22 protein-coding genes are annotated in these 19,381 nt (G+C 46.8%); 6 read left to right on the top strand and 16 right to left on the bottom strand.

All coding sequences use genetic code 11. From position 1 onward, the window contains the following. Positions 1-48: 48 nt before the first annotated feature. From E8L90_RS30005 to E8L90_RS28765, 3 genes are all read right to left on the bottom strand, one after another. Entirely contained in the window at positions 49-204 is a 156-nt protein-coding gene (locus E8L90_RS30005) for a hypothetical protein (protein ID WP_162309126.1), read from the bottom strand. Positions 205-301: 97 nt separating this feature from the next. Continuing rightward, entirely contained in the window at positions 302-433 is a 132-nt protein-coding gene (locus E8L90_RS31170; protein WP_279633700.1) for a hypothetical protein, read from the bottom strand. Positions 434-458: 25 nt separating this feature from the next. Then, positions 459-1,700 carry a helix-turn-helix domain-containing protein gene (locus E8L90_RS28765; RefSeq protein ID WP_137032893.1) on the bottom strand — a complete coding sequence of 414 codons (1,242 nt, stop codon included), beginning with the start codon at positions 1,698-1,700 and terminating at the stop codon, positions 459-461. 436 nt (positions 1,701-2,136) lie between these two features. On the opposite strand from E8L90_RS28765, the gene E8L90_RS28760 reads away from it, so the two are divergent. After that, a complete protein-coding gene (locus E8L90_RS28760) occupies positions 2,137-2,583 on the top strand; it encodes a hypothetical protein (RefSeq protein WP_137032892.1) in 447 nt (148 codons plus the stop codon). A gap of 58 nt (positions 2,584-2,641) precedes the next feature. Here the strand turns inward: E8L90_RS28760 and E8L90_RS28755 are convergent, their stop codons facing one another. From E8L90_RS28755 to E8L90_RS28740, 4 genes are all read right to left on the bottom strand, one after another. Then, complete coding sequence (locus E8L90_RS28755) at positions 2,642-2,962, bottom strand: LysR family transcriptional regulator (protein ID WP_137032890.1); 321 nt, start codon at positions 2,960-2,962, stop codon at positions 2,642-2,644. 90 nt (positions 2,963-3,052) lie between these two features. Continuing rightward, complete coding sequence (locus E8L90_RS28750) at positions 3,053-3,694, bottom strand: hypothetical protein (protein WP_137032888.1); 642 nt, start codon at positions 3,692-3,694, stop codon at positions 3,053-3,055. Between the two features lie 132 nt (positions 3,695-3,826). Further along, positions 3,827-4,552, bottom strand: coding sequence for a sporulation protein YunB (gene yunB, locus E8L90_RS28745; RefSeq protein WP_137032886.1), 726 nt, complete (start codon positions 4,550-4,552; stop codon positions 3,827-3,829). 67 nt (positions 4,553-4,619) lie between these two features. After that, the gene (locus E8L90_RS28740) at positions 4,620-5,795 is read right to left on the bottom strand and encodes an MFS transporter (protein ID WP_137032884.1); all 1,176 of its coding nucleotides are present in this window, start codon (positions 5,793-5,795) and stop codon (positions 4,620-4,622) included. 403 nt (positions 5,796-6,198) lie between these two features. Between E8L90_RS28740 and E8L90_RS28735 the strand changes: the two genes are divergently transcribed. Further along, on the top strand, positions 6,199-6,684 hold the full coding sequence (locus E8L90_RS28735) for a cysteine dioxygenase (RefSeq protein WP_137032882.1): 486 nt from the start codon (positions 6,199-6,201) through the stop codon (positions 6,682-6,684). A gap of 11 nt (positions 6,685-6,695) precedes the next feature. Here the strand turns inward: E8L90_RS28735 and E8L90_RS28730 are convergent, their stop codons facing one another. Together E8L90_RS28730 and E8L90_RS28725 are read right to left on the bottom strand one after the other, a co-directional pair. Beyond that, positions 6,696-8,012, bottom strand: coding sequence for a globin-coupled sensor protein (locus tag E8L90_RS28730; RefSeq protein ID WP_137032881.1), 1,317 nt, complete (start codon positions 8,010-8,012; stop codon positions 6,696-6,698). A gap of 124 nt (positions 8,013-8,136) precedes the next feature. Continuing rightward, on the bottom strand, positions 8,137-8,928 hold the full coding sequence (locus tag E8L90_RS28725; RefSeq protein WP_137032879.1) for a hypothetical protein: 792 nt from the start codon (positions 8,926-8,928) through the stop codon (positions 8,137-8,139). A 389-nt stretch (positions 8,929-9,317) separates the two neighbouring features. Here E8L90_RS28725 and corA point away from each other — a divergent pair, with 389 nt between their 5' ends. Continuing rightward, the gene (gene corA, locus E8L90_RS28720; protein ID WP_137032877.1) at positions 9,318-10,253 is read left to right on the top strand and encodes a magnesium/cobalt transporter CorA; all 936 of its coding nucleotides are present in this window, start codon (positions 9,318-9,320) and stop codon (positions 10,251-10,253) included. Here the strand turns inward: corA and E8L90_RS28715 are convergent, their stop codons facing one another. After that, positions 10,254-11,348 carry an HD-GYP domain-containing protein gene (locus E8L90_RS28715; RefSeq protein ID WP_137032875.1) on the bottom strand — a complete coding sequence of 365 codons (1,095 nt, stop codon included), beginning with the start codon at positions 11,346-11,348 and terminating at the stop codon, positions 10,254-10,256. Positions 11,349-11,506: 158 nt separating this feature from the next. Here E8L90_RS28715 and E8L90_RS28710 point away from each other — a divergent pair, with 158 nt between their 5' ends. Next, positions 11,507-12,520, top strand: a complete 1,014-nt coding sequence (locus E8L90_RS28710) for a DUF2804 domain-containing protein (RefSeq protein WP_137032873.1) — start codon at positions 11,507-11,509, stop codon at positions 12,518-12,520. Between the two features lie 72 nt (positions 12,521-12,592). Here E8L90_RS28710 and E8L90_RS28705 read toward each other — a convergent pair whose 3' ends face one another. From E8L90_RS28705 to E8L90_RS28685, 5 genes are all read right to left on the bottom strand, one after another. Continuing rightward, the gene (locus E8L90_RS28705) at positions 12,593-12,895 is read right to left on the bottom strand and encodes a YunC family protein (RefSeq protein WP_017251406.1); all 303 of its coding nucleotides are present in this window, start codon (positions 12,893-12,895) and stop codon (positions 12,593-12,595) included. A 134-nt stretch (positions 12,896-13,029) separates the two neighbouring features. Continuing rightward, a complete protein-coding gene (locus E8L90_RS28700; protein ID WP_137032872.1) occupies positions 13,030-13,269 on the bottom strand; it encodes a DUF6154 family protein in 240 nt (79 codons plus the stop codon). A 46-nt stretch (positions 13,270-13,315) separates the two neighbouring features. Beyond that, entirely contained in the window at positions 13,316-14,770 is a 1,455-nt protein-coding gene (locus E8L90_RS28695; RefSeq protein ID WP_137032870.1) for a bifunctional metallophosphatase/5'-nucleotidase, read from the bottom strand. 24 nt (positions 14,771-14,794) lie between these two features. Next, positions 14,795-15,619: a sulfite exporter TauE/SafE family protein gene (locus E8L90_RS28690; protein ID WP_137032868.1), complete on the bottom strand. Its 825-nt coding sequence runs from the start codon at positions 15,617-15,619 to the stop codon at positions 14,795-14,797. Between the two features lie 20 nt (positions 15,620-15,639). Continuing rightward, positions 15,640-16,497: a DUF72 domain-containing protein gene (locus E8L90_RS28685; protein ID WP_137032866.1), complete on the bottom strand. Its 858-nt coding sequence runs from the start codon at positions 16,495-16,497 to the stop codon at positions 15,640-15,642. A gap of 50 nt (positions 16,498-16,547) precedes the next feature. Between E8L90_RS28685 and E8L90_RS28680 the strand changes: the two genes are divergently transcribed. Beyond that, positions 16,548-17,054, top strand: a complete 507-nt coding sequence (locus E8L90_RS28680; protein WP_137032864.1) for a M67 family metallopeptidase — start codon at positions 16,548-16,550, stop codon at positions 17,052-17,054. On the opposite strand, the gene E8L90_RS28675 is transcribed toward E8L90_RS28680, so the two are convergent. Beyond that, a complete protein-coding gene (locus tag E8L90_RS28675) occupies positions 16,985-18,388 on the bottom strand; it encodes an aspartate kinase (protein ID WP_137032862.1) in 1,404 nt (467 codons plus the stop codon). The two genes, E8L90_RS28680 and E8L90_RS28675, sit on opposite strands and share 70 nt — an antisense overlap. A 188-nt stretch (positions 18,389-18,576) precedes the next feature. On the opposite strand from E8L90_RS28675, the gene E8L90_RS28670 reads away from it, so the two are divergent. Then, on the top strand, positions 18,577-19,329 hold the full coding sequence (locus E8L90_RS28670) for a polysaccharide deacetylase family protein (protein WP_137032860.1): 753 nt from the start codon (positions 18,577-18,579) through the stop codon (positions 19,327-19,329). The last annotated feature ends 52 nt before the right edge of the window (positions 19,330-19,381 follow it).

Raw genomic sequence — 19,381 nt, 5'->3', positions numbered from 1 at the left:
CCTATACAAGCGAGCCTCAGTTGTAAATAGAAGCGTTTGAGACGTTGTTCAACGTTGTGGCGTTATATCGTACCGTGAATCCTCTTTTGTCGCACTTTTGATAGTAACATAGGATTCAGCCTCAGTGATTTTTGCCGCTGCGCTATTTCCGACTAGCAGCAGCGCACCGATGCCAGCGAGGACAAACGTAGCCTTTTTATACATTCATTTATACGCTCCCCTAAAAATTGGTTTTTACCAGTTCGGTTCGGCCCCATACCATATGATCAGGTTCCCTTTATTCATTAACAAGCACTACGCCCTACCAATCGGGGTCTACGGTTGCAATAATGACTCTTTTCCAGTCTGGGTCAACGTTCTGAGAAGCGCCATGCACGTTACTGAGGGTAAAGATAAAAGCAAAAACCATAAGTCCTGATAGCCATTTTTTCATAGACAGCACCTCCTATTTGTTATCTTTAATTATGGCAGACTTCCATAATTTTTTCCATATTTTCTAAAGACAAGGACGATTCAATTTCTCGGTGATACCCGAAAAGTACGCCGAGAACACCTATCACCTTTTCTAATGCGCCGATTTGACGGTAGAAGCGAAGACTTTGCATGAGGCTGTCTATTCCCGCGTCTGCCTGTCCTATTGAGAGTAAGCACATGCCTTTTCGCTTGTAGTACCTAGCTGCATGTTTAATCCTGTTAGGATGGGAGTCTATCGTCAAAAACGTGTGTTCAGCGGCGATCAGCTCTTGAATTGCGTCGCTCTGCTCTGCTTCAAGGTACACATCGAGGAGATCGCTCGCAATCGTAATTCGACTACCGGGCTTCGCTTCTTGTAAGCATTCTGTGTACAGCGCAACTGCGTGTGCGTACTCTCCCTTTTTCGCGTGTAACAGCGCTCTTAAATGCGTTTTCCTAAAATCAGCGTATTCACTTTCTTCGTACAATTCCAGATAGTATTCTGCCAAAATAGGATATTCCAGTCGCAAGTATGCGCTCCCCATCGAGATCAGAGCTGACGCTTTTTGCTTGCTGTCTTTGTTTCCATCCTCGCTGATAGCCTTTCCGCATAGTTCGACACTCTCACCGTAGTATTCGAGTATGTAGGCGTGAGCACCCATCCGGTAATAGTAGTCAAGGCGATCAGGTGGCTGTAGTTGGTCGACGTAGTGCAGCAATTCCTTTCCTCTGCGGTAGGTTTCCTCAAACCGTGAAAAGTCGTCCCTTTCGAGCATATAGCGCTCGTAGAGTCCCTTTGCTAGATAGAATGGTATGCCGCGCTTTCGTGTGAAGTCGATCAGCACGTCGTACAAGGCCAGTTTAGCACTCTGATCCTCTGCCTCGTTCGCCACCCGTAGGAGATAGTCCAACCCGTGGAATGTGTCCAGTTTCGGTGTGTCCAGTAGCTTCTGAGCAGTCCGCTGTACTAGCTGTTTGCTGTCGAGAGCCAGAGCCTCTTTCAGCAGTAATTGAAGTGTCGCAGGTCTTTCCGTGTTTTCCAGATATGCGGTGATTACGTCGACTGACGGGATTTTGATGACGCTTGCAATCCTCTTCCATTGGGAAAACCCTGGTTGCTTTGTCTCCCCTGATTCGATCTTGGAAAGTGCTGTCTTGCTCATGTCTGTACGCTCTGCAAGCTCATTCAACGATATATTTTCCCGTCGTCGGTAGGCATGGAGTAAATCTCCGATTTGCGTAGACATACAAAGCCCCCTAAAAAAATTTATCGTTTATAATTTTTTATATGATAACACAGACATAACGATTTGGTAATAGTTACCTATGCAAAATTTGTTAAATTATGCAATCATGCATAATTTAACAAAGAGGTCTACCGTTTTTCAAACAACCCCTACTCCAAATCTAAGTTAAAAAACACAAAAAGGACCGCTTGTAGTTGCTCAAAAGACACTTCTCAATTTAACTTGACGAAGAACGCGGTTCTCAAGGGGCTTTTCAGCTTCTTGGGCAAAGGTCATCGAGGAGCCTCATGTCATGAGGCGGGAAAGTATACGTAAACGTTTCATAAAAATTCATCATTGGATATAGTTTGAAATTTTTACATTTTTATAGGAATATAGTCTTGATTGAACTTTGTGGAATCGAGTATAAGTATATTTTGGGAAGGGTGTCTCAATTTTGAATAAAAAGAGAATAATTTTGACTGTAGTTTTAATTATTGTGATTGCTGGTCTTTTTTATGCATTTGATAGGATGAAATATACATCTCTTAATGAAAAGGCATTAAATCAGATCACGAAAAATGATGAAGTTCGTATTGACATTCGTAGAGAATCTGATAGTGCAAGAGTTTCCGTTACAAATAAGGAAATGGTAGATAAAATTTTGAATGAATTATCAGTTGTGGAACTGAAAAAAGAGAATTTTACAGAGATAGATGGTGACTATAGAGTACGAATATATGTTAATGGAGTAGAAAAGTTGAGCATGGCAGTATTCGTTGATAAAAATTATGTGATGATTAGTAAAGAGGGTGATTATAAGATCGTGAATCAAAATAATTTTAAAAAAATGTTTGAAGATCCAAGCTTAAAATGGGTTGTTTCAAAGGATAATTCAGATTAGAAATTAAGGGTCTGTCAAGATTTTTGTGTAAACTCAATCAACCGATATTGAAAAGGTTTCATCCCCTAATTAGGACATCTTTCACGGAACCAACTGGGTCAAGGGCATAAGGCGAAGTGATATGGATAGACGGTTCTGCCACGCGAAGGAAGCCAACATCCATTTTCCCATCCTCTAAAGCTTTCCGTTGCTCGGTAGATGTCATTTCTATATAGAGACCGCTCCACCACGGGAAAACCTCTCGAAATCCCTTTATGGTGTTAACCAGCATCGTGCCTGCTACCGTAAAACGAACCTGTCTCTTGTTCCTCTCCAACAGCTTCACGCCAAGTTCTTCCTCCAGACTTTGAATTTGTTGAGTCCACGGTGGTTGCGTCATATTCAGTTTACTCGCACGACAAAAAGCAACAGCAGTGCGCTGTCGCTTTTTCGGCGGCTCTTAGCGTTCGCTGCCCATTTCCAGCTATGATCAATCCGTTAATGAGCGCAAATATATTCCCTCCGTAGTACAAATCCTTTGGAGTAGCTCCGTGTATTTATCATCATCCGAATACAAAGGTAACGTAAAATCAAAATTTGACCATACACAAATCTTCATATCTTCAAATACAAACACGGTAGAGACTTTCTCACGAAGCCCTAACTCAAGGAATAATTCAAAATCATGTAGATGATTTATTTTCATGCTCTTACTACCAGATGCTTTCAATTGTAAATGAATTTCTTTAACCCTTATTTTTTTATTCTCACTATCTAGAGCATTTGCTGCCATTTCCACGTTTACATTAGGTAATGTTGTTTCAATCCAAACTGAATTGTATGCCCAAAGTTTACGGAATACCTGTTTAAATTTCTCTTCTTCTCTTAGATAGGAAATTAGGGTAGGATTATCATCCGTCCTATCAAAAAAGATATTTACCTGTTCAAACACAGTTTGATTTTTAATTTGCAAGGGGAATCTATCCAGATTAAAACTTTTTTGTGGGAAACGTTCCGCCACAAGGTGACTATGATCTAAGAGAGCCGTATCACACTCTATATCTTGTTCCATATCCTCTGAACAAGACCAATTCTTTCCCCATATACCCTCAACTATCTTAGCGAAATTCATCCAATTTCCTCCTCAAGCTTATTCTCGAAGGATTTTACCTGTATCATACAAGTCTAGATTTGCGCTGACAATCCCTGTTGGGTGCACACAAAAAAGCGACAGCCAAGAGCTGCCGCTTTTCCTATTCCGCGATTAAGGAGTGCTGTTCGGTGTATCCCCAGGGATCCGCGGCACATCCGGCTTGCCTTCCGGGTTGTTGTACAAATAGGTCGGTACATCTCCAATGATCAAGGAGTGGGTAATCGGGATTTTCGTCGTGACCGTCTGCTGCTCAGTCGCAAAAGGGATGACGATGCGCAGGTCGACCTCCACGAAAATATAAACCGTCGCCAGCACCATATTGATGCCTGCTTCCTTCAGCTCTGTTTCCAGCTTGGTCTTGACCGAACCAATGGGCACGAAAGTCACTGGCAATTTCGGCCCCATCGACGCCAAAAAGGAGTTCCCAGTTGCCAAACCAAGCGGGATCGTTCGGTCAACTTTTTCTTGCTCAAACTCTTGGAGCTTGTTCTGGACTCTCGCTGTTGTTTCGCCCACGATTCTCGCATATTCCTTGAAGTTGAACTGATATGCCTGAATCTGCCCCTTGTTGTTCTTCTCAATTTTGACAATCTGATTGAAGTCGACGCCTTGCTGCGAAATCCGCTTGGTTACGGCATCTGTTATCGCTTCTTTTGCCAATTGCTCAGCTTTTTGCGTCGCCAGGATCAAGAGAGTAGGCTCCAATCGATTTTGCAAAAACACAAGGGTCTGTATCGTCAAAACAAAAAAGATAACCAACGCGATCAAAAACGCTTTCGTACGTGAAAGCGGGTTTCTCCAACGCCGACGGGGTCGAAATAAGGCCAATCCCGACACCTCCCAACTGGTAAATCCTATGGTTAGAAGGTGGAAAAAAGACTACGTGTATATGGGAGGCTAATTTCTATTTTTGGAGAGAAAAAACGAGATACAAGCAAAATCCAACCAGCCCTGCGACAAACATCAATTGGGCAAAGACCAGCATCCCAAATAAAGTGAAGGCACCCGCCAAAAATGGAGCCATGAGAAAACCAGCGAAGTACCCACTTCTACTCAAGAGCCCCTGCACTCCCATCACTTTGCCGCGTAGATCATTTTGGGCTTGTTGCAAAAGTGTGCTCTCATACACCTGTGCTGCCCCAGAAAATAGACCCGCGAAAACCAAAAGCAATAGCACAGACACAGCATGGTTTGCCGCGAATGCCCCTACAATCCCCACAGAAAAAACAGCATAAGTAGCGAGCATCCCATTCACCAGCTTTACCCGCAAACGAGCAGCCACATAGGAGCCAATCAAGCCCCCGACGCTCATCGCGGTCCACATCAATCCGTGCAGGGTAGCATCACTACCACGCAATTGATCCGCCAAAAAAGGCAGCCCGTAATTATACGCAGACGTACTGAGCGATACGGGAAAAGCTAGCAGGCTAATCGTCAGAAGCACCGGTGTTTCCCGCAAGTAGCGAAGGGTGACACGAAAGCCGTTCGCTGCTTTTCCTCTGATATCCGCATCAGATGACGTAGCAAGCGCCGTGTTCCCCTTCTCCTCCCAGCAAAGTTTCGTTAGAATCCACGCAGAGAAAAGAAAGCTGGCGGCATCCAAAGCGATCACCATTGTATAACCAGAGTGATCTGTCAGCCATCCTCCCAGCATGAAGCCCATGATGCCTACCAATGACTCCAGCCTGACCTTTAATCCATTGATTTGGAGCAGTTGCTCACTCCCAAATATTTGTGGCAGGGATGCCTGAAAGCTAATGTGAAATAGCGTATACAGCATTCCATTGAGAAAAGCCGCTGCGATTAATACATACGGCGTCGGATAAAAAGCGATGGCCAAAATAGCAAGACCTGCCCCCATGTCGCTTGCGATCATGGTTCGCCTTCTGTCCATTCGATCAGCCAATATGCCTGCCAAGGGACTAAACAGCATCCCCCCTAGTTGTCTTGCAACAAAAAAAGCGGTCAACCAATAAGCACTATGTTCAAATGTAAATATCAACGCGCTACACGCGATCAAATTCATCCGTGATCCCAAGGATGACAACGCATTGACATACAAAAACCATTTCTTATTCATCTGCATCCAAACCTCCCCGATCATGACAGGTGGTTTGAATCAACGCCCCCCTCTAGTGGGTGCGTACACTGATTATGGCAGTTGACATGCGCATGCCTCCTCTTGAATGAAAATCCAAAAAAGCTTCCGTTCTTGAAACATTTTGATGGGGGACGTTTCCCCAAATCGTCCTGTACGGCATTTGTTACCGTACCTTCATAATAGGTGGTGAGTGAGCTGATTGTCGATAGCACAAAAAAGGACGCTTTTCTCTAAAAGCGCCCTAAACTCAAGTAATCCTGTTGATTTACAATGTAATAATAATGGTAAATAATTCCCTTTTCTGGTCAAGCTCAGGCTATCACTACTCTTGAAATTTGATCATATGGTGTAGGAAGTATGACTTTCGTTTGGGAGGTTATTTATGAATCTGGAACGTCTGGAACAAGCATTTGGCTCCCTCGTTTCGCCTACTCCTTCCCAGCTTAGACACGCTCTCATCTCTCTGTCTCCTTGCATGGAACAACTCGGTCCATACATCCCGGAGCCGCTAAACCTACCCTATGGACGCAAAGTATTATTCTCCACGCCACATGTAGAAGTTGTGTTGATCCATCTGCCGACAGATCAAGAATCCATCCCGCATAATCACGGTGACTCTTTTGGATGGGAATTGGTAGTCTCAGGTACGCTAACAAATATGATTTATGTCCAAACGAATAATGAAAATGAAGTACAACGAGCACAAACAACTCATGTCAGCACGGGTGAATACTATTTTGTAGAGCCTGGGGAAATTCATGCCATTCGCAACAATGGACAAAGTCCAGTTATTTCCTTAAACGTTTACAGTCCTCCATTGCGTAATTGCCGCCAATATTGTCCCTTTGAACCGCCAACTTACTACTGATTTTTGTTTGTTTACAAGTTTTCTGTTATTTCCGATAGCTCATCCGCAGAGCTGGCTACCTGTGCCACCGCTTGGTTCATATCCTCCATGACTTTGAAGAAGTTTTCCAGCTCCCGCTGAATCCGTGAGCTCTGCTCTTTACCGTCTGAGACAGCGCTCATGATTCCTTCAAAAAAGGCATTCGTCTCGTTTACTACCGCAGTGCTTGATTGCACCAGCGTCTGAATTTCTATAACGACAGACGAGAGGACTACTGTCTGTTGGTTCGTCTTCTCGATCAGCTCACGCACACCGAAGACTGACTTTTTGGTCTGTTCTGCCAGCTTGCGTACCTCATCGGCTACGACAGCGAATCCGCGTCCCTGTTCGCCAGCACGTGCTGCTTCAATCGCTGCATTTAAAGCCAAAAGATTTGTCTGCTCCGCAATCGCCGTCACGACCTCTACAATCCCTTGGATTTTTTCTGCGTTTTTCTCCATCGCATTCATTTCATCCGAGATTTGCTTGACGCTGCTCTGAATCAAGCACATTTGTTCCTGTTGTTTTTCTAGCTTTTTTTTACCTTCACGGGACAGGTCTTGTGCTTTCGTGGAAAAGCCCGTGCCATTTTCAGCAAAACGAAGCACTTCTCTCGACTGTTCTGTCAATTGCACAACAGACGCGCTGTTTTCTTCTGAGACCGCTGCCAGCTCATGCGCGGAATTGGTCAGGAGGATCCGCAGCTCGTCCTTTTTGTCTTGTTCCGCTCGACGCGCCTTTTCATGCTCGTTTTCATATTCCTCCAGCACAATTTGCTGTTCGATGCTGAGAATCTTCGTGACGGCCGTGAGGGCTTGTACGAACTCATCCTTGTTCGTGATGTTTTTTTGCAAGAGATCCATCAAGGAAACCTGCAAGTTTTGGAATGCACCCAAGTACCATTTTGGTTCCAAGCCAATTCGCATATGAATAACCGCAATTCTACTGCGCTGTTCAATGTAAGCGCTGTCGATGCGTCCGCTAAACATTTCGCAGATATGGCGGTTCAACGTTAATTTCAACCGTTCAATCGTGCTGTTTTCGTTTACAATCATCATTAAAAGCGGTTCATTTTCAATACTGGCATAAAAGTAGTCGACAATAGCGTCAATATTTTGAATGATAAGTGGCTGAAGTGCTTTCACAATGCTCAGTTCTTCTTCGGTCAGGTTGATCATTGCTAGTTGCTTCGCGAGGGTGCCTTTCCCTACAATTTGTACTTCCCCCTTTTCCTTCACCCCCTGAAAAAAAGATTCACTTTTTCCTTTCCCTTTCAATCCGAAAAAGGTGGAAAACGGACATGTGCTCATAGCCTGAACTCCTTTTATCCGAGTACATATATCTCTAGAATATCCTTTCAATTATATACCCCTTTACAAACGGGTGTAAACCGCCCACATGGGCTATGGACGGTTGTGTGAGCCTAGTAACCCCCTACATTTCCGCTTTCCTCACGACTGCCCGTTGCAGCTTCCAGCTTGTCTTGTCCCATTTCCAGTACGACTCCACATAGGCGATCGTATCCGCGTTGGCAACACCGCTGACTCTCTGTTCTCCTTTTAGTTCACAGATGCCATCGCGGTTCTCATCGATGGGCTTGAGTACGCTGAATGTGTTAGGCAAGACCTCTACTGGCGAAACCAGCTTCCCGTTCTTGTATACCCCATTTTCTTCGTAGATTTTTTTGCGGTCAGACAAATCAAGAACGACAGTTTCCCCCGTCTCCTTGATCGTCAAAGGTACTTTGTAATGATCCTGATAGGAGCCCGAAATCGTCAAGGGCTGCGGAACAGGCAGAATCGCCGGCTTGTTGTCCTTGTCTGCGAACAAATAAAACTCAGACGTCCCTGCGCTGCCCCCAGTCGGTGCCTGAAGCAAAATTTGTTGCACACCCCCTCCGGTAAAATCACAAAAGAACATCTCCGGCTGATAGGCGCCATACGGTGTTGTAAAAAAGGTTGTTTTTTTCGCAACGGGGTCTTGAACCATGATTTTTAAGTGTTCGAAGTAAGGACTGTCTGCTGCAAATCTCTTTCCTAGCAGCGTTATAAGATCTGGCTTACCATCGCCTGTCACATCCTGCCGTTTAATCTGGATTTCCTCAAACACAGTCGGAGGAGGCTGTACGTCTCTCGCCTCCAAGGCAAGAGCAGCTTGTCCCCAACCGGCTCCTGTCAACAACCATACGATACAACCAATCATACTTGCCCTCTTGCTTGTCCACATGTCGACATCCACCTTTTCATCTGCTCAGCTTATCTGTAGTATGCAAAAAATGGCTTTGGTCATACCGTCCTACACGGTAAAATAATTGAGAGGGAATGTAGAAAGTAAGGAACACTATGGCAATAAAACGTGCGGAGGTTCGCATGAGTACGAATCAAAAGGAATTACCATCACTAGCCGTAGCGGGAAAGCGGACGAGTTGACGTTCATACATATAGGATGAAGGCTTTCATCGAGGAGGCGAACTTGCATGACGACTCCCAAGCTAGAGCGCATATCAAAGGCTCCGCCTAGCCGCCGAGCACTTCGCTCTGCTTATGAACTGATTCTCACACAAATCTGGCCCCGTCTACCCGCCGCAACCGAATCCACTTGCAGGAGAATCGAACATGAAGATCAGACTCGTACAAAACGGAATCATCACTGAGGTAGAAGACATCGAAGAGGCTGCTACTCCACCTGTGAACGGGTTTTATTGGATTCATGCCACGCCATTCGATTTGGATATTTTACAGCCGCTGTTTGGACTCCATCATCTGGCTGTCGAGGACTGCATCGACGAGGAAGAACAGCGGCCCAAGCTCCAAAATTACGATGATCATTACTTTATGGTCATCAATGGCATTACCTTCCACAATCATGATATCTTCTTGCGTGAGATCAATATTTTTTGGGGCAGTAGCACCATCATCACTGTAACGAAGCAGGAGGCCCCCGAATTCACTACCATGCTGTCGATCATCCGGGAAAAAGAAGTCAATCGCCCCGATGCGTTTCTGTACTACTTGGTAGATCAAATTGTCGATCGTTATTTCGATGTGACCGAAAAAATTGAGGACCTGCTAGAAGATCTGGAAGAACAAATTTTGATGCACACGAAAAAATCCCATCTGGATCAAATTATTGGGCTGCGCAGTGAAATCTTATATGCCCGTAAAATGCTCGTTCCCCAGCGGGATTTGATTGACGCCTTACATAAAAAAGAACTCCCGCTGATTCAACCTTATCTACGGAAGTACTTTGGCGATATTGTAGAGGATGCTAGCAAAATTGTAGAGAGCTTTGAAGCTTTTCGCGACCTCATCGGGAACTTGCGCGAAGCATATCAAGCAGCGCTTGCTGGCAGAGCCAACGATATTATGCGTGTTTTTACCGCCTTGACAACGATTTTTATGCCGTTGACGATTGTGACCGGTATATACGGGATGAACTTTGATGTGATGCCTGAGCTGCATTCACCCTACGGCTACTACATCGTACTGGGATGTATGGCGGCTATCGGGACGACGATGTTTATCATTTTTAAAAAGAAGGACTGGCTCTGATTATACCAAATCGCCACAAGTGATGATCATGAGCGTCAGCATTTTGGACAAGTCACACTCATAGGGATGCTCGATATCCCGCCCTTCCTCATCCACCAAAACTCTGACGATCGGACGGCTCGGCATTCCTTTGTTCGAATCAACAACAACACCAGTCATACCATTGTTCAGGGTGACGGTCAGACCAACAGGGTAGAGTGCAATCGTATTTCGCAAAGCCTCTACATAGACTTGGTCAAACAGTTTGCCTGACCCGGAGTAGAGCACCTCCATTGCTTCGTGAGGAAGCATTCCGCGACGGTATACCCGATGCGACGTAAGGGCATCAAATACATCAGCCACAGCCATCAAGCGACCAAATGGATGAATCTCTTCTTTTTTCAGGTGCCGTGGATAACCGGAGCCATCCCAGCGCTCGTGATGTTGAAAAGCGCAGTGGGCTGCAAGCAACGGGATGTCGTCTTGCCGACGAAGCATTTCAAAACCGATCTCTGTATGTCTTTTCATGACTTCAAATTCTTCTTGCGTAAGGCGGCCCGGCTTTTGCAAAATGTTGTCTGGGATATGCACTTTTCCAATGTCGTGGAGCATACCGCCAATACTAATCTCCAACACATCTTTTTCCGAACAGCCAGTATTTATGGCGAGAGCTGTGCTATACAAAGCAACGTTAAAGGAGTGCGTGAATATGTAATTGTCGAAGGCGCAAGCATCTGCCAATAAATTCATGGCTGAATCACTGCTGTTTAATTCATCCGCAACGGTTTGCATGACATCCCGCAGCTTACGTCCCAAACCCTTTTCCGAAAAAAGCTGCTGCCATTTGTCCGGGACTTGATGAACGGTTCGGAATGTATCGTGAATCATGGACATTGCTTGTCTGCGAGTATTTTCGGAAATGACTGTCTCCACGATGATATCATCGGTGCGCTTGTCTTGAATGTAGAGACTGTTCACGTTTTTGTTTTTGAGTCGAGTGATCATTCGTTGAGTTAGTTCTACTCCGGCCCCAACGAGAATCGTTCCATTCTCTGTATAGATGGAACGAGCCAATTTATCACCCGGCTGGCATTTTTGAATGGATTTCAGTCGCATTTCCTTCCTTCGCCTTTCCTCAGGGTATCCCTATTATAGCGTGATTCGACTTGATTCTACATGAAATTTTTTCTAGATTTTCTTTTTATGTCTACCGTGGAAAGACAGTTGAGAAAAGTTTGTCTGGAAGAATCCTTGTTTGCAAGGGAGATGATTGTATGCCGCTTATCGAAAAAGAATTAACGCAGCCTCTTTCATTATGTGACCAGGATGGCTGCTTGCTTCCCGAAGCGATTGGCTGGTCCCGCTATCCGTTGCATGACTGCCAATTTAGCGGGCATTGGCTTCGCCGGAAAAAATGGAATTTTTGGTTTATCACCGCGCCTGATTGTGCGATGTCGATTGCGATGGTCAATCTGGATTATGCTGGCATTGTCTTTGTCCATTTTATCGATCTGACGACAGGGGAGACCGCAGACAGTGCCGTTACGGTTCCTTTTGGCGCAGGGATTCGGCTTGGTGCCACTGTAGATGAGGCTTGCCATTTTGCGAGTCGCAAGCTCTCTGTTTCCTTTCAGCCAGGAACCAGCGGAACGAGCGTAGAAGCCACTGCCATTTGTCCCGGCAATAAAGCTCTCTTGCTCAACATCGTGATTGATCCGGCATCCGAGTCCTTAAATGTCGTGATACCGTGGAGTGCGGAGCGCTTTCAGTTCACATCGAAGCAAACGGCCCGGCCTGTGCACGGCACCATTGCCTATAACGGGAAAACCTATTTGCTCGATCGGCAGAACTCTTTTGCCAGTCTGGATTTTGGACGTGGCGTTTGGCCGTATCACACCCGATGGAACTGGACGACCTGCTCTTTTCGTCACGCGGATGGGGTCGCAGGCTTTAACTTTGGCAGAGGCTGGACGGACGGAACGGGCATGACGGAAAATGGCTTGATGATTGATAGTGTCCTCTACAAGCTGAGTGAACAAATTCGTTTTTCCTACGATCCTGACAACCGGATGCTCCCTTGGACGCTTGCGAGTGAAGAATCTTCTGCGGTACGCCTCACCTTTACGCCGCTCTTTGCTCGAACCGAGCACAAAAATTTTGCGTTGGTGCGAACCACTCTGCATCAAGTAATCGGCCGTTATGACGGGACCCTCTCAACATCTGATGGAAAAATAATTGCGGTGCAAAGCAAGATCGGAATCTGTGAAGAGCAATCAGCCCGTTGGTAAACAAGGCTCGAGAAAACGTAAAAACCTTTGTCATGGGACAAAGGTTTTTCTATCGGCAAACCATTTGTTGTTTTACAGCATTTTCACGACAGCATCTCGACCAGTCATACCAGCCGTAATCCCCTTCTGTTCCGCCGTCGTCGTCACAGACTCCAGTGGCGCATCCAGCAATTCCTGTATGGTCTTGACCCCTACCGCACGACCAGCAAGAATTTCTCTCGCTGCTAACCGTTCATTTAATAGCCCCACATCCAGCGCTCCACACATGATGTAGCCATGATCGGTCGTTACAGCCAATAGCGTTGTCTTGGGCAAACGCACAGTGACAGCAATAGCCGTCCCCTCTGGAAAGTGGATTGGCACTACCTCGACCATCAAGATTCCTCCTTTTCTCTCCTGTCTGTTGGCGTTACCATCCTATGATGCTCAAAAGAGAAATGTGAGGTTTCCATACGGTCGTTCAAAAAGTTATCTTTTGATCACGATGTAGTCCTGAACTTGATCTTATTTTAATGCATGACGCTTGTCGGAAAGTGCTCATCCTCCATCGCGACTTTTCGTTTCATGACATCAATCATATACGTTGCGAGCATGTGAAACAGCTCTTCCTCGTCCATTTCCTCGACCAAATCCAACAAATCATCCCGAGACTGCTCTGCGAGAATGCCGACGACAACTGCTGTAATGTCCTCTTCATCGCCATTAAAATGTCCCCTGTACAGCCCGTATACTTCATCAATGAAACGCATCGCTCGTCTCCTCCCGTTTTCGATAGCATTCCCGAAAAACCGGTCTCTACGATTGGTTTTTTAACGTTGACGATATCTTTTCCCAACGTGGTCGAAACGCATTTTGCAGCATCTGCTGGTCCTTTATCGTGGTGGCGAGCACTTCACGCAGCATCTCGGGTAAGAAAAACGTAAGCTCACTGCCGAGCAGCAAATCGGGAAACATGCGATTGTACATAAACATGTCGATCGTCCCCACTCGATACAATCGCTCGCGATCAAGCGGTTGGCCGTTGACTTCAATTTGGATAATTTGCGGCTGGTCATCCTCACTGTAGCGGATGCGCAATCCGTCCACACACATCCAGCCTTCTATTTTCCCGCGAAAACCGTACCCTCGCAGCTCCCGATGAACCATTTCCGGTTGAATGGCTTGCTCCAGAACGGTGGTGAGCTGCGCGCCTGTAATCGTGACCGCACAGGCATTGATCGGATGGGGCATACTGTGCAGCAAATCGGCAAAAGACAAGCTACCCCGCGGCAAATCTGCAAGCAATAGTCCTCCATTTGCCATGCCGATCTCAGCATCCGTCCATTTGCGAATACTCGCTGCGATGAAGGAACCATAGGGAGTCTCCTCCGTCCAGCCTATGTGCATGTCTTGCTCCAGTTGAACAATCGGCTGAAACAAACGATTCTCTGCCCATACTTTTTCACTCTCAATGAACTGGCTTACTGATTCGTCTACCTGATACTGTTCTGTCTGAAAAAGCTCTGCTTGCACTTCTGTAATCCTTTTACGTTTCCCGTCCCAAACGAGCTTTACATGACCCACATACTCACCAAATCGCCCCGCTTGTGTGATCAAGGTGCCTCCCAGGCGTTCTCCATGAGGAAGAGCCCGGTGAGAGTGTCCGCCCAAAATGATCTCCAGCCCATCGACTTCATTAGCCAGCACACAATCTGTCTGATAGCCGAGATGCGATAGCAAAATGACAACATCCACAGACGAGCGCAGCGCTGCAATCTGCTCACGCAAAATCGGGATCGGTTCCTTGATCTCCCATCCCATACTTTGATAGGAGGGGCCAAAAGGAATCGTCATTCCCAAGATCGCCAGCCGCAGCTCACCTATGGTATGAATAACATATGGTACAGCCCAAGACGGGACAGCATTTGTTGTCGGTTCAAACAGATTGCCCGTAATGATCGGGAAGCGTGCATCTGTATACAGTTCATTCAGCTTGTCTTTTGGGAGTGTGATGCCTTCGTTGTTTCCGATCGTCGCGTATTGAATCCCGCTTCGGTTCATGATCTCGACGTTAATTTTCCCAAAGCTCGCTTCCGATCGGATATCCATTCGATCCATATGGTCTCCAATATCGACCGTCAGCACATGCTCTCCCCTGCCCTCCCACTCTTCTCGGTGCATCCTCAGGCAGGTTGCAATTCGCGGCATCGTATCAAAATGGCTGTGCAAGTCATTCGTGTGCAAAATGTGTAAGGTACAGGTGTCAGCCACGACTTTCCCCTCCCTCTCGTCTTATTATCCAAAAATCGCTTCCCCGATCATTTGTATAGCAATTCCCAATATCAGAACACGCAAAAACAGCACGATGGTACGCCCCTTCATCTTACTGGCGGCAATCGCTCCGAGCTTTCCGCCCGCCCATGCCCCTGGCGCGAGCATCGCTGCATACAGCCAGTGTACGTTGTCATGGAAGATATTCGTGATTGATCCAACCACCGCTGATAAAAAGATGACTAGCATGGACGTAGCCGTCGCAATGTGTGGCGGAAAGCGAAACAAAATCATCATGGCTGGAACCATCAGGATGCCGCCCCCCACGCCAAATAGCGACGAGGTAATCCCGACAAAGAAGGCAATCGTAATCACGGACCATTTGCTATACCCGTACACATATTCATTTCCTTCGTTGTCGATGAAGTGGCGTTGGACTTCCCACTCAATGCTGCGTGGCTTGATTTTGTCTTTGACCATCAATACGACGAACATGCAGAGCTGAAACAAGCCAAACAGCAGCGAAAAGCCCTCCACTGCTAGTAATGTATTAAGATACACGCCCACAATAGCACCCGGCGCACTCCCAATAAAAAAGAGCATAGCACTCTCTTTATCTACTTTTTTTTGCTTGAGAAAAGAAAGGGAGGAAGAAAGGGCGGTTACCGCAATCACGATCAGCGAAGTCGCGGCCGCTACTTGCGGATTCATCGATCCAGGCATGTACCAGTTCGCAAAATACAGCAGAGCAGGCACGAAAAAAATCCCACCACCCAGACCCGCGATACTGCCAATGACGCCAGCCACGACTCCGATGATGACAAATAAGATGGCAATTACTACAAGCATGAAACTCCCCTTCTTTCTTGCTACGTGGAGAACAGGTCCATCTGACGAGGATTCAGACCAGTAGGTGCAAGGCCAAGCATCTCCGAAAACTGCTTCGCATTCGCTGCTGCATCTCCTCCAGAGTTATTGTTGAACAAAATGCAGACTTCATCCGCTTCCTGTTCGAGCAGTCTGATGTGTTCAACCCACTCTGCAAGCTCTGTCTCACTGTATCGATATAAATAACGGACATCACGCCAATTTTGTCCCTCTCCGGGATCTCGCCAGCCTGCTTTGTTGCGCCCATGAAAGCGAACCAACGCCAAGGATGCCTTCGTCACGGCAGGAACAATCGGGACTGAGCCTTTTCCCACTTGTGGTTCATCACATACGACATGTGTCGCTTCGATCTTGTGCAAGAAATCCAGCGTTCGCTCCGAATACCGTGCTTCAAACCAGGTTTGATGGCGAAACTCCACCGCAAACGGATACGCCTGCATGGCTTGGCGGCAAGCGGTCACATACTGGACATGCTCTCGGGTACAATCGAACCACGGTGGAAACTGAAACAGCAATGCTTTGAGCTTGCCAGCCTCCACGACTGGCTGAATGCTCTCTTCGAACTGACGAAACAATTCCCGTCTGCTTCCCGAAGCGTCCCCTCGTTGATGTCCCGTCATCCCTTGATGAGGCTTGACGATAAATCCAAATCGTTCAGGTGTATCCTTCACCCACGATTCATAATTTCGCTGTGGTAAAATAGCGTAAAAAGAACTATCCACCTCTACAATGGGAAAGTGGCTGGCATATACGGACAGCTTGTCTCGATTGCGTACACCTTGTACGTACAATTCGTGCTGATCTCCCCAGCCGCAAACTCCCACTTGTATCGTAGTCATCGATTGCTAACCTCCAAACATGGCCGAATGAGAAGAAGGACGGAAGCCGAATGAAAAATCCCGCTTGGTTGGGTGAACCCTTTGCGATTAAGAATAACAAAATATTCCTGACGAAAAAAGTAGCGAAACGCCTCCTGGCCGAAGCACAAGAGGCGTTTCCTTTTGAGTATTCTGCTTTGCTCACAGGTCGTGGAGCAACGATTACGGCCTGTGTACCGATGCCCATCTCACCTGACAAGCATGTGTTCGCTTGGGATGAGAAAACATTTCTTCAAGCTTTGCAGCACATCCGCAAGCACAATCTTCAATGGTTGGGTGTCTTGCATACACACCCCCATACGCCGCCAATCCCTTCTGCACGCGACATAGCTGGCTGGCATTATCCCACGCTCAGCTATTGGATTGTGGGACTCGCATCCGAACAGCCAGAATGGCGTGTCTATCAATGGGCACTGGATGGAAACTGCGGCTCCTTTGAAGCACGCGATTACACACTGACAGATGCAGCTTGTGACGATGAGGAAACCACTCCTTCTTCTGCTCCAAAAAACTCTTGATACAAAGCAATCACAGCACGGTCTGCCTCTTCGGCTTTTACCCCGAACATCATGCTTACCTCCGATGACCCCTGATTGATCATTTCCAGATTGATTTTCGCAGCAGCCAGCGCAGCTGTGGCTCTCGCTGTTGTCCCAACAGATTGGCGCATACCCTCCCCGACAATCATGACGAGTGCAAGACTATGCTGAATAGCGACATCATCAGCGAACAGCTCTCGGCGGATGCGCTCTACAATCCGCTGCTCCTTCTCTTCCGTAAGATCGCGCTCGCGCAAAATGACAGAAATGTTATCAATTCCAGACGGTGTATGCTCGTACGAGAGCTCTTCCTCCTCCAGAATTTGCAGCAGCTTGCGGCCAAAGCCAATTTCACGGTTCATCAAATACTTGCTGACGTAAATGCTACAAAAGCCGCCATCACTTGCAATACCCGACACCCTATTGGTAGCAGATCCTCGCTCGGCCACAATCATCGTACCAGGCGCAGACGGATTGTTCGTATTTTTGATGCATACGGGTATATCTGCTTGATACGCCGGAATCAACGCTTCCTCGTGGAACACACTAAAACCGGAATAGGACAGCTCCCTCATCTCTCGGTACGTAATCTCTGTCACCTTTTTCGGATCGGCAATCAGATTCGGATTGACCACATACACAGAGTCGACATCGGTAAAATTCTCGTAGACCTCTGCCTGAACTGCCGCAGCCAGAATCGATCCCGTAATATCCGAGCCACCGCGTGAAAAAGTAACCAGATCACCGGCACGCGAATAACCGAAGAAGCCAGGGAAAATGACGATTCCCTCCCGCTCTCGCAATGTCGCCAAATTGGCATACGCTTCTGGGAGGATATGAGCTTTGCTTGCTTCATCCGTAACCAGCATTCCTGCATCCTTTGGATTGATGTAGGTCGCCACCTCGCCCAAGCTCTGCAAATAACGAGCGACAACCTTGGCGCATGTATCCTCTCCAGCAGCTTTGACCGCATCCATGAATCTTTCCTTGGACAAGCCCGCCTTGTTTGCGAGAACCTCCCCGAGCTCTGCTTCAATCGCTTGACCAATCTCGGGAGAAAGCCCGAGACCTGCCACAATCTCCTGATAGCGCACGAATATTGCTTGTCTCGCTTCCTCTGTAGGCTCCCCAGCCAAAAATCGCTCAGCATAGGCGATTAACAAATCAGTAACCTTCGTGTCTTCCTTGTGCCGTTTCCCAGGTGCCGATACAACAATAAATCGTCTGTCCCGATCCGCCATAACAATTTGGCATACTTTTTTTATTTGCTCGGCATTCGCCAATGATGTTCCCCCAAATTTTGCAACCTTCATGATCGATTCCTCCACCCAACTCTCACGTCTTATGCTTTTACTAGCTTAATTTATCCGCACAAAAAGAACAAGTGTCTTTTCCACGAGGACGAACAGGAATAATCATTAAGATTTGTCGCATAGTAACGGGGAGTACATCTCCATGTACAGCTACCTAGCATGAAAGTCTCTGATAAAGAGGTGAACGGATGAAAAAGCATATCCTCTTTTTCCCCCTTTTGCTCGCTGTCATTCTTGCTCCTTCCTTTAGCGAGACAGCCAGTGCCATTCGGGAAAAAAATCGCGAGTATTACGAAACAAGGGGAGATATCGTTTGGGAAGTGCCGACAGAGAGCAAGGTGATTGCCCTTACCTTTGACGATGGTCCTGATCAGGTGTACACTCCTCAGATCGCATCGCTGCTAAAGCAGTACCAAGCAAAATCTACCTTTTTTGTCGTAGGCAATCGTGTGAGCCAGTACCCGGAAATTGTCAAATCACTCGCGAATGATCAACATGAGATTGCCAATCACACTTACAGCCATCCAGATATTCGAAAGCTGTCAGCGAATCGACTGTTAGAAGAGGTGCAAAAAACGCAGGAGACGATTTATTCGGCAACAGGGGTTCGCCCTACCCTCTTTCGTCCTCCGGGGGGATATTATAACGAGAGCGTCGTCGATACAGCCAAGCAAGCCGGTTTTCTTGTGGTCATGTGGTCGTGGCATCAAGACACACGTGATTGGAGCGATCCGGGTGTAAAAAAAATCGTCAATAAGGTTTTGAACAACGCGCGAAATGGAGACATCGTGCTATTTCACGATTACGGAGGCAATCGCAGACAGACCGTTCAAGCTCTCGAGGAAATATTACCTGAACTGAAAAATAGAGGGTATAAGTTCGTCACAGTCAGCGAATTGTTGAGAAGATATGGACGTGCGAAGCAGGTTGACTATCCTTAGATTTTCTTCCCATGAAAAAGTGCCCCTCGCTTAAAAGGGGCACTTCTTCTCT

The sequence above is a fragment of the Brevibacillus antibioticus genome (assembly GCF_005217615.1).
GTDB lineage: Bacteria > Bacillota > Bacilli > Brevibacillales > Brevibacillaceae > Brevibacillus > Brevibacillus antibioticus.
The sequence above is the reverse complement of the archived record's forward strand: the minus strand, read 5'-3'. Positions and strand labels throughout refer to the sequence as shown.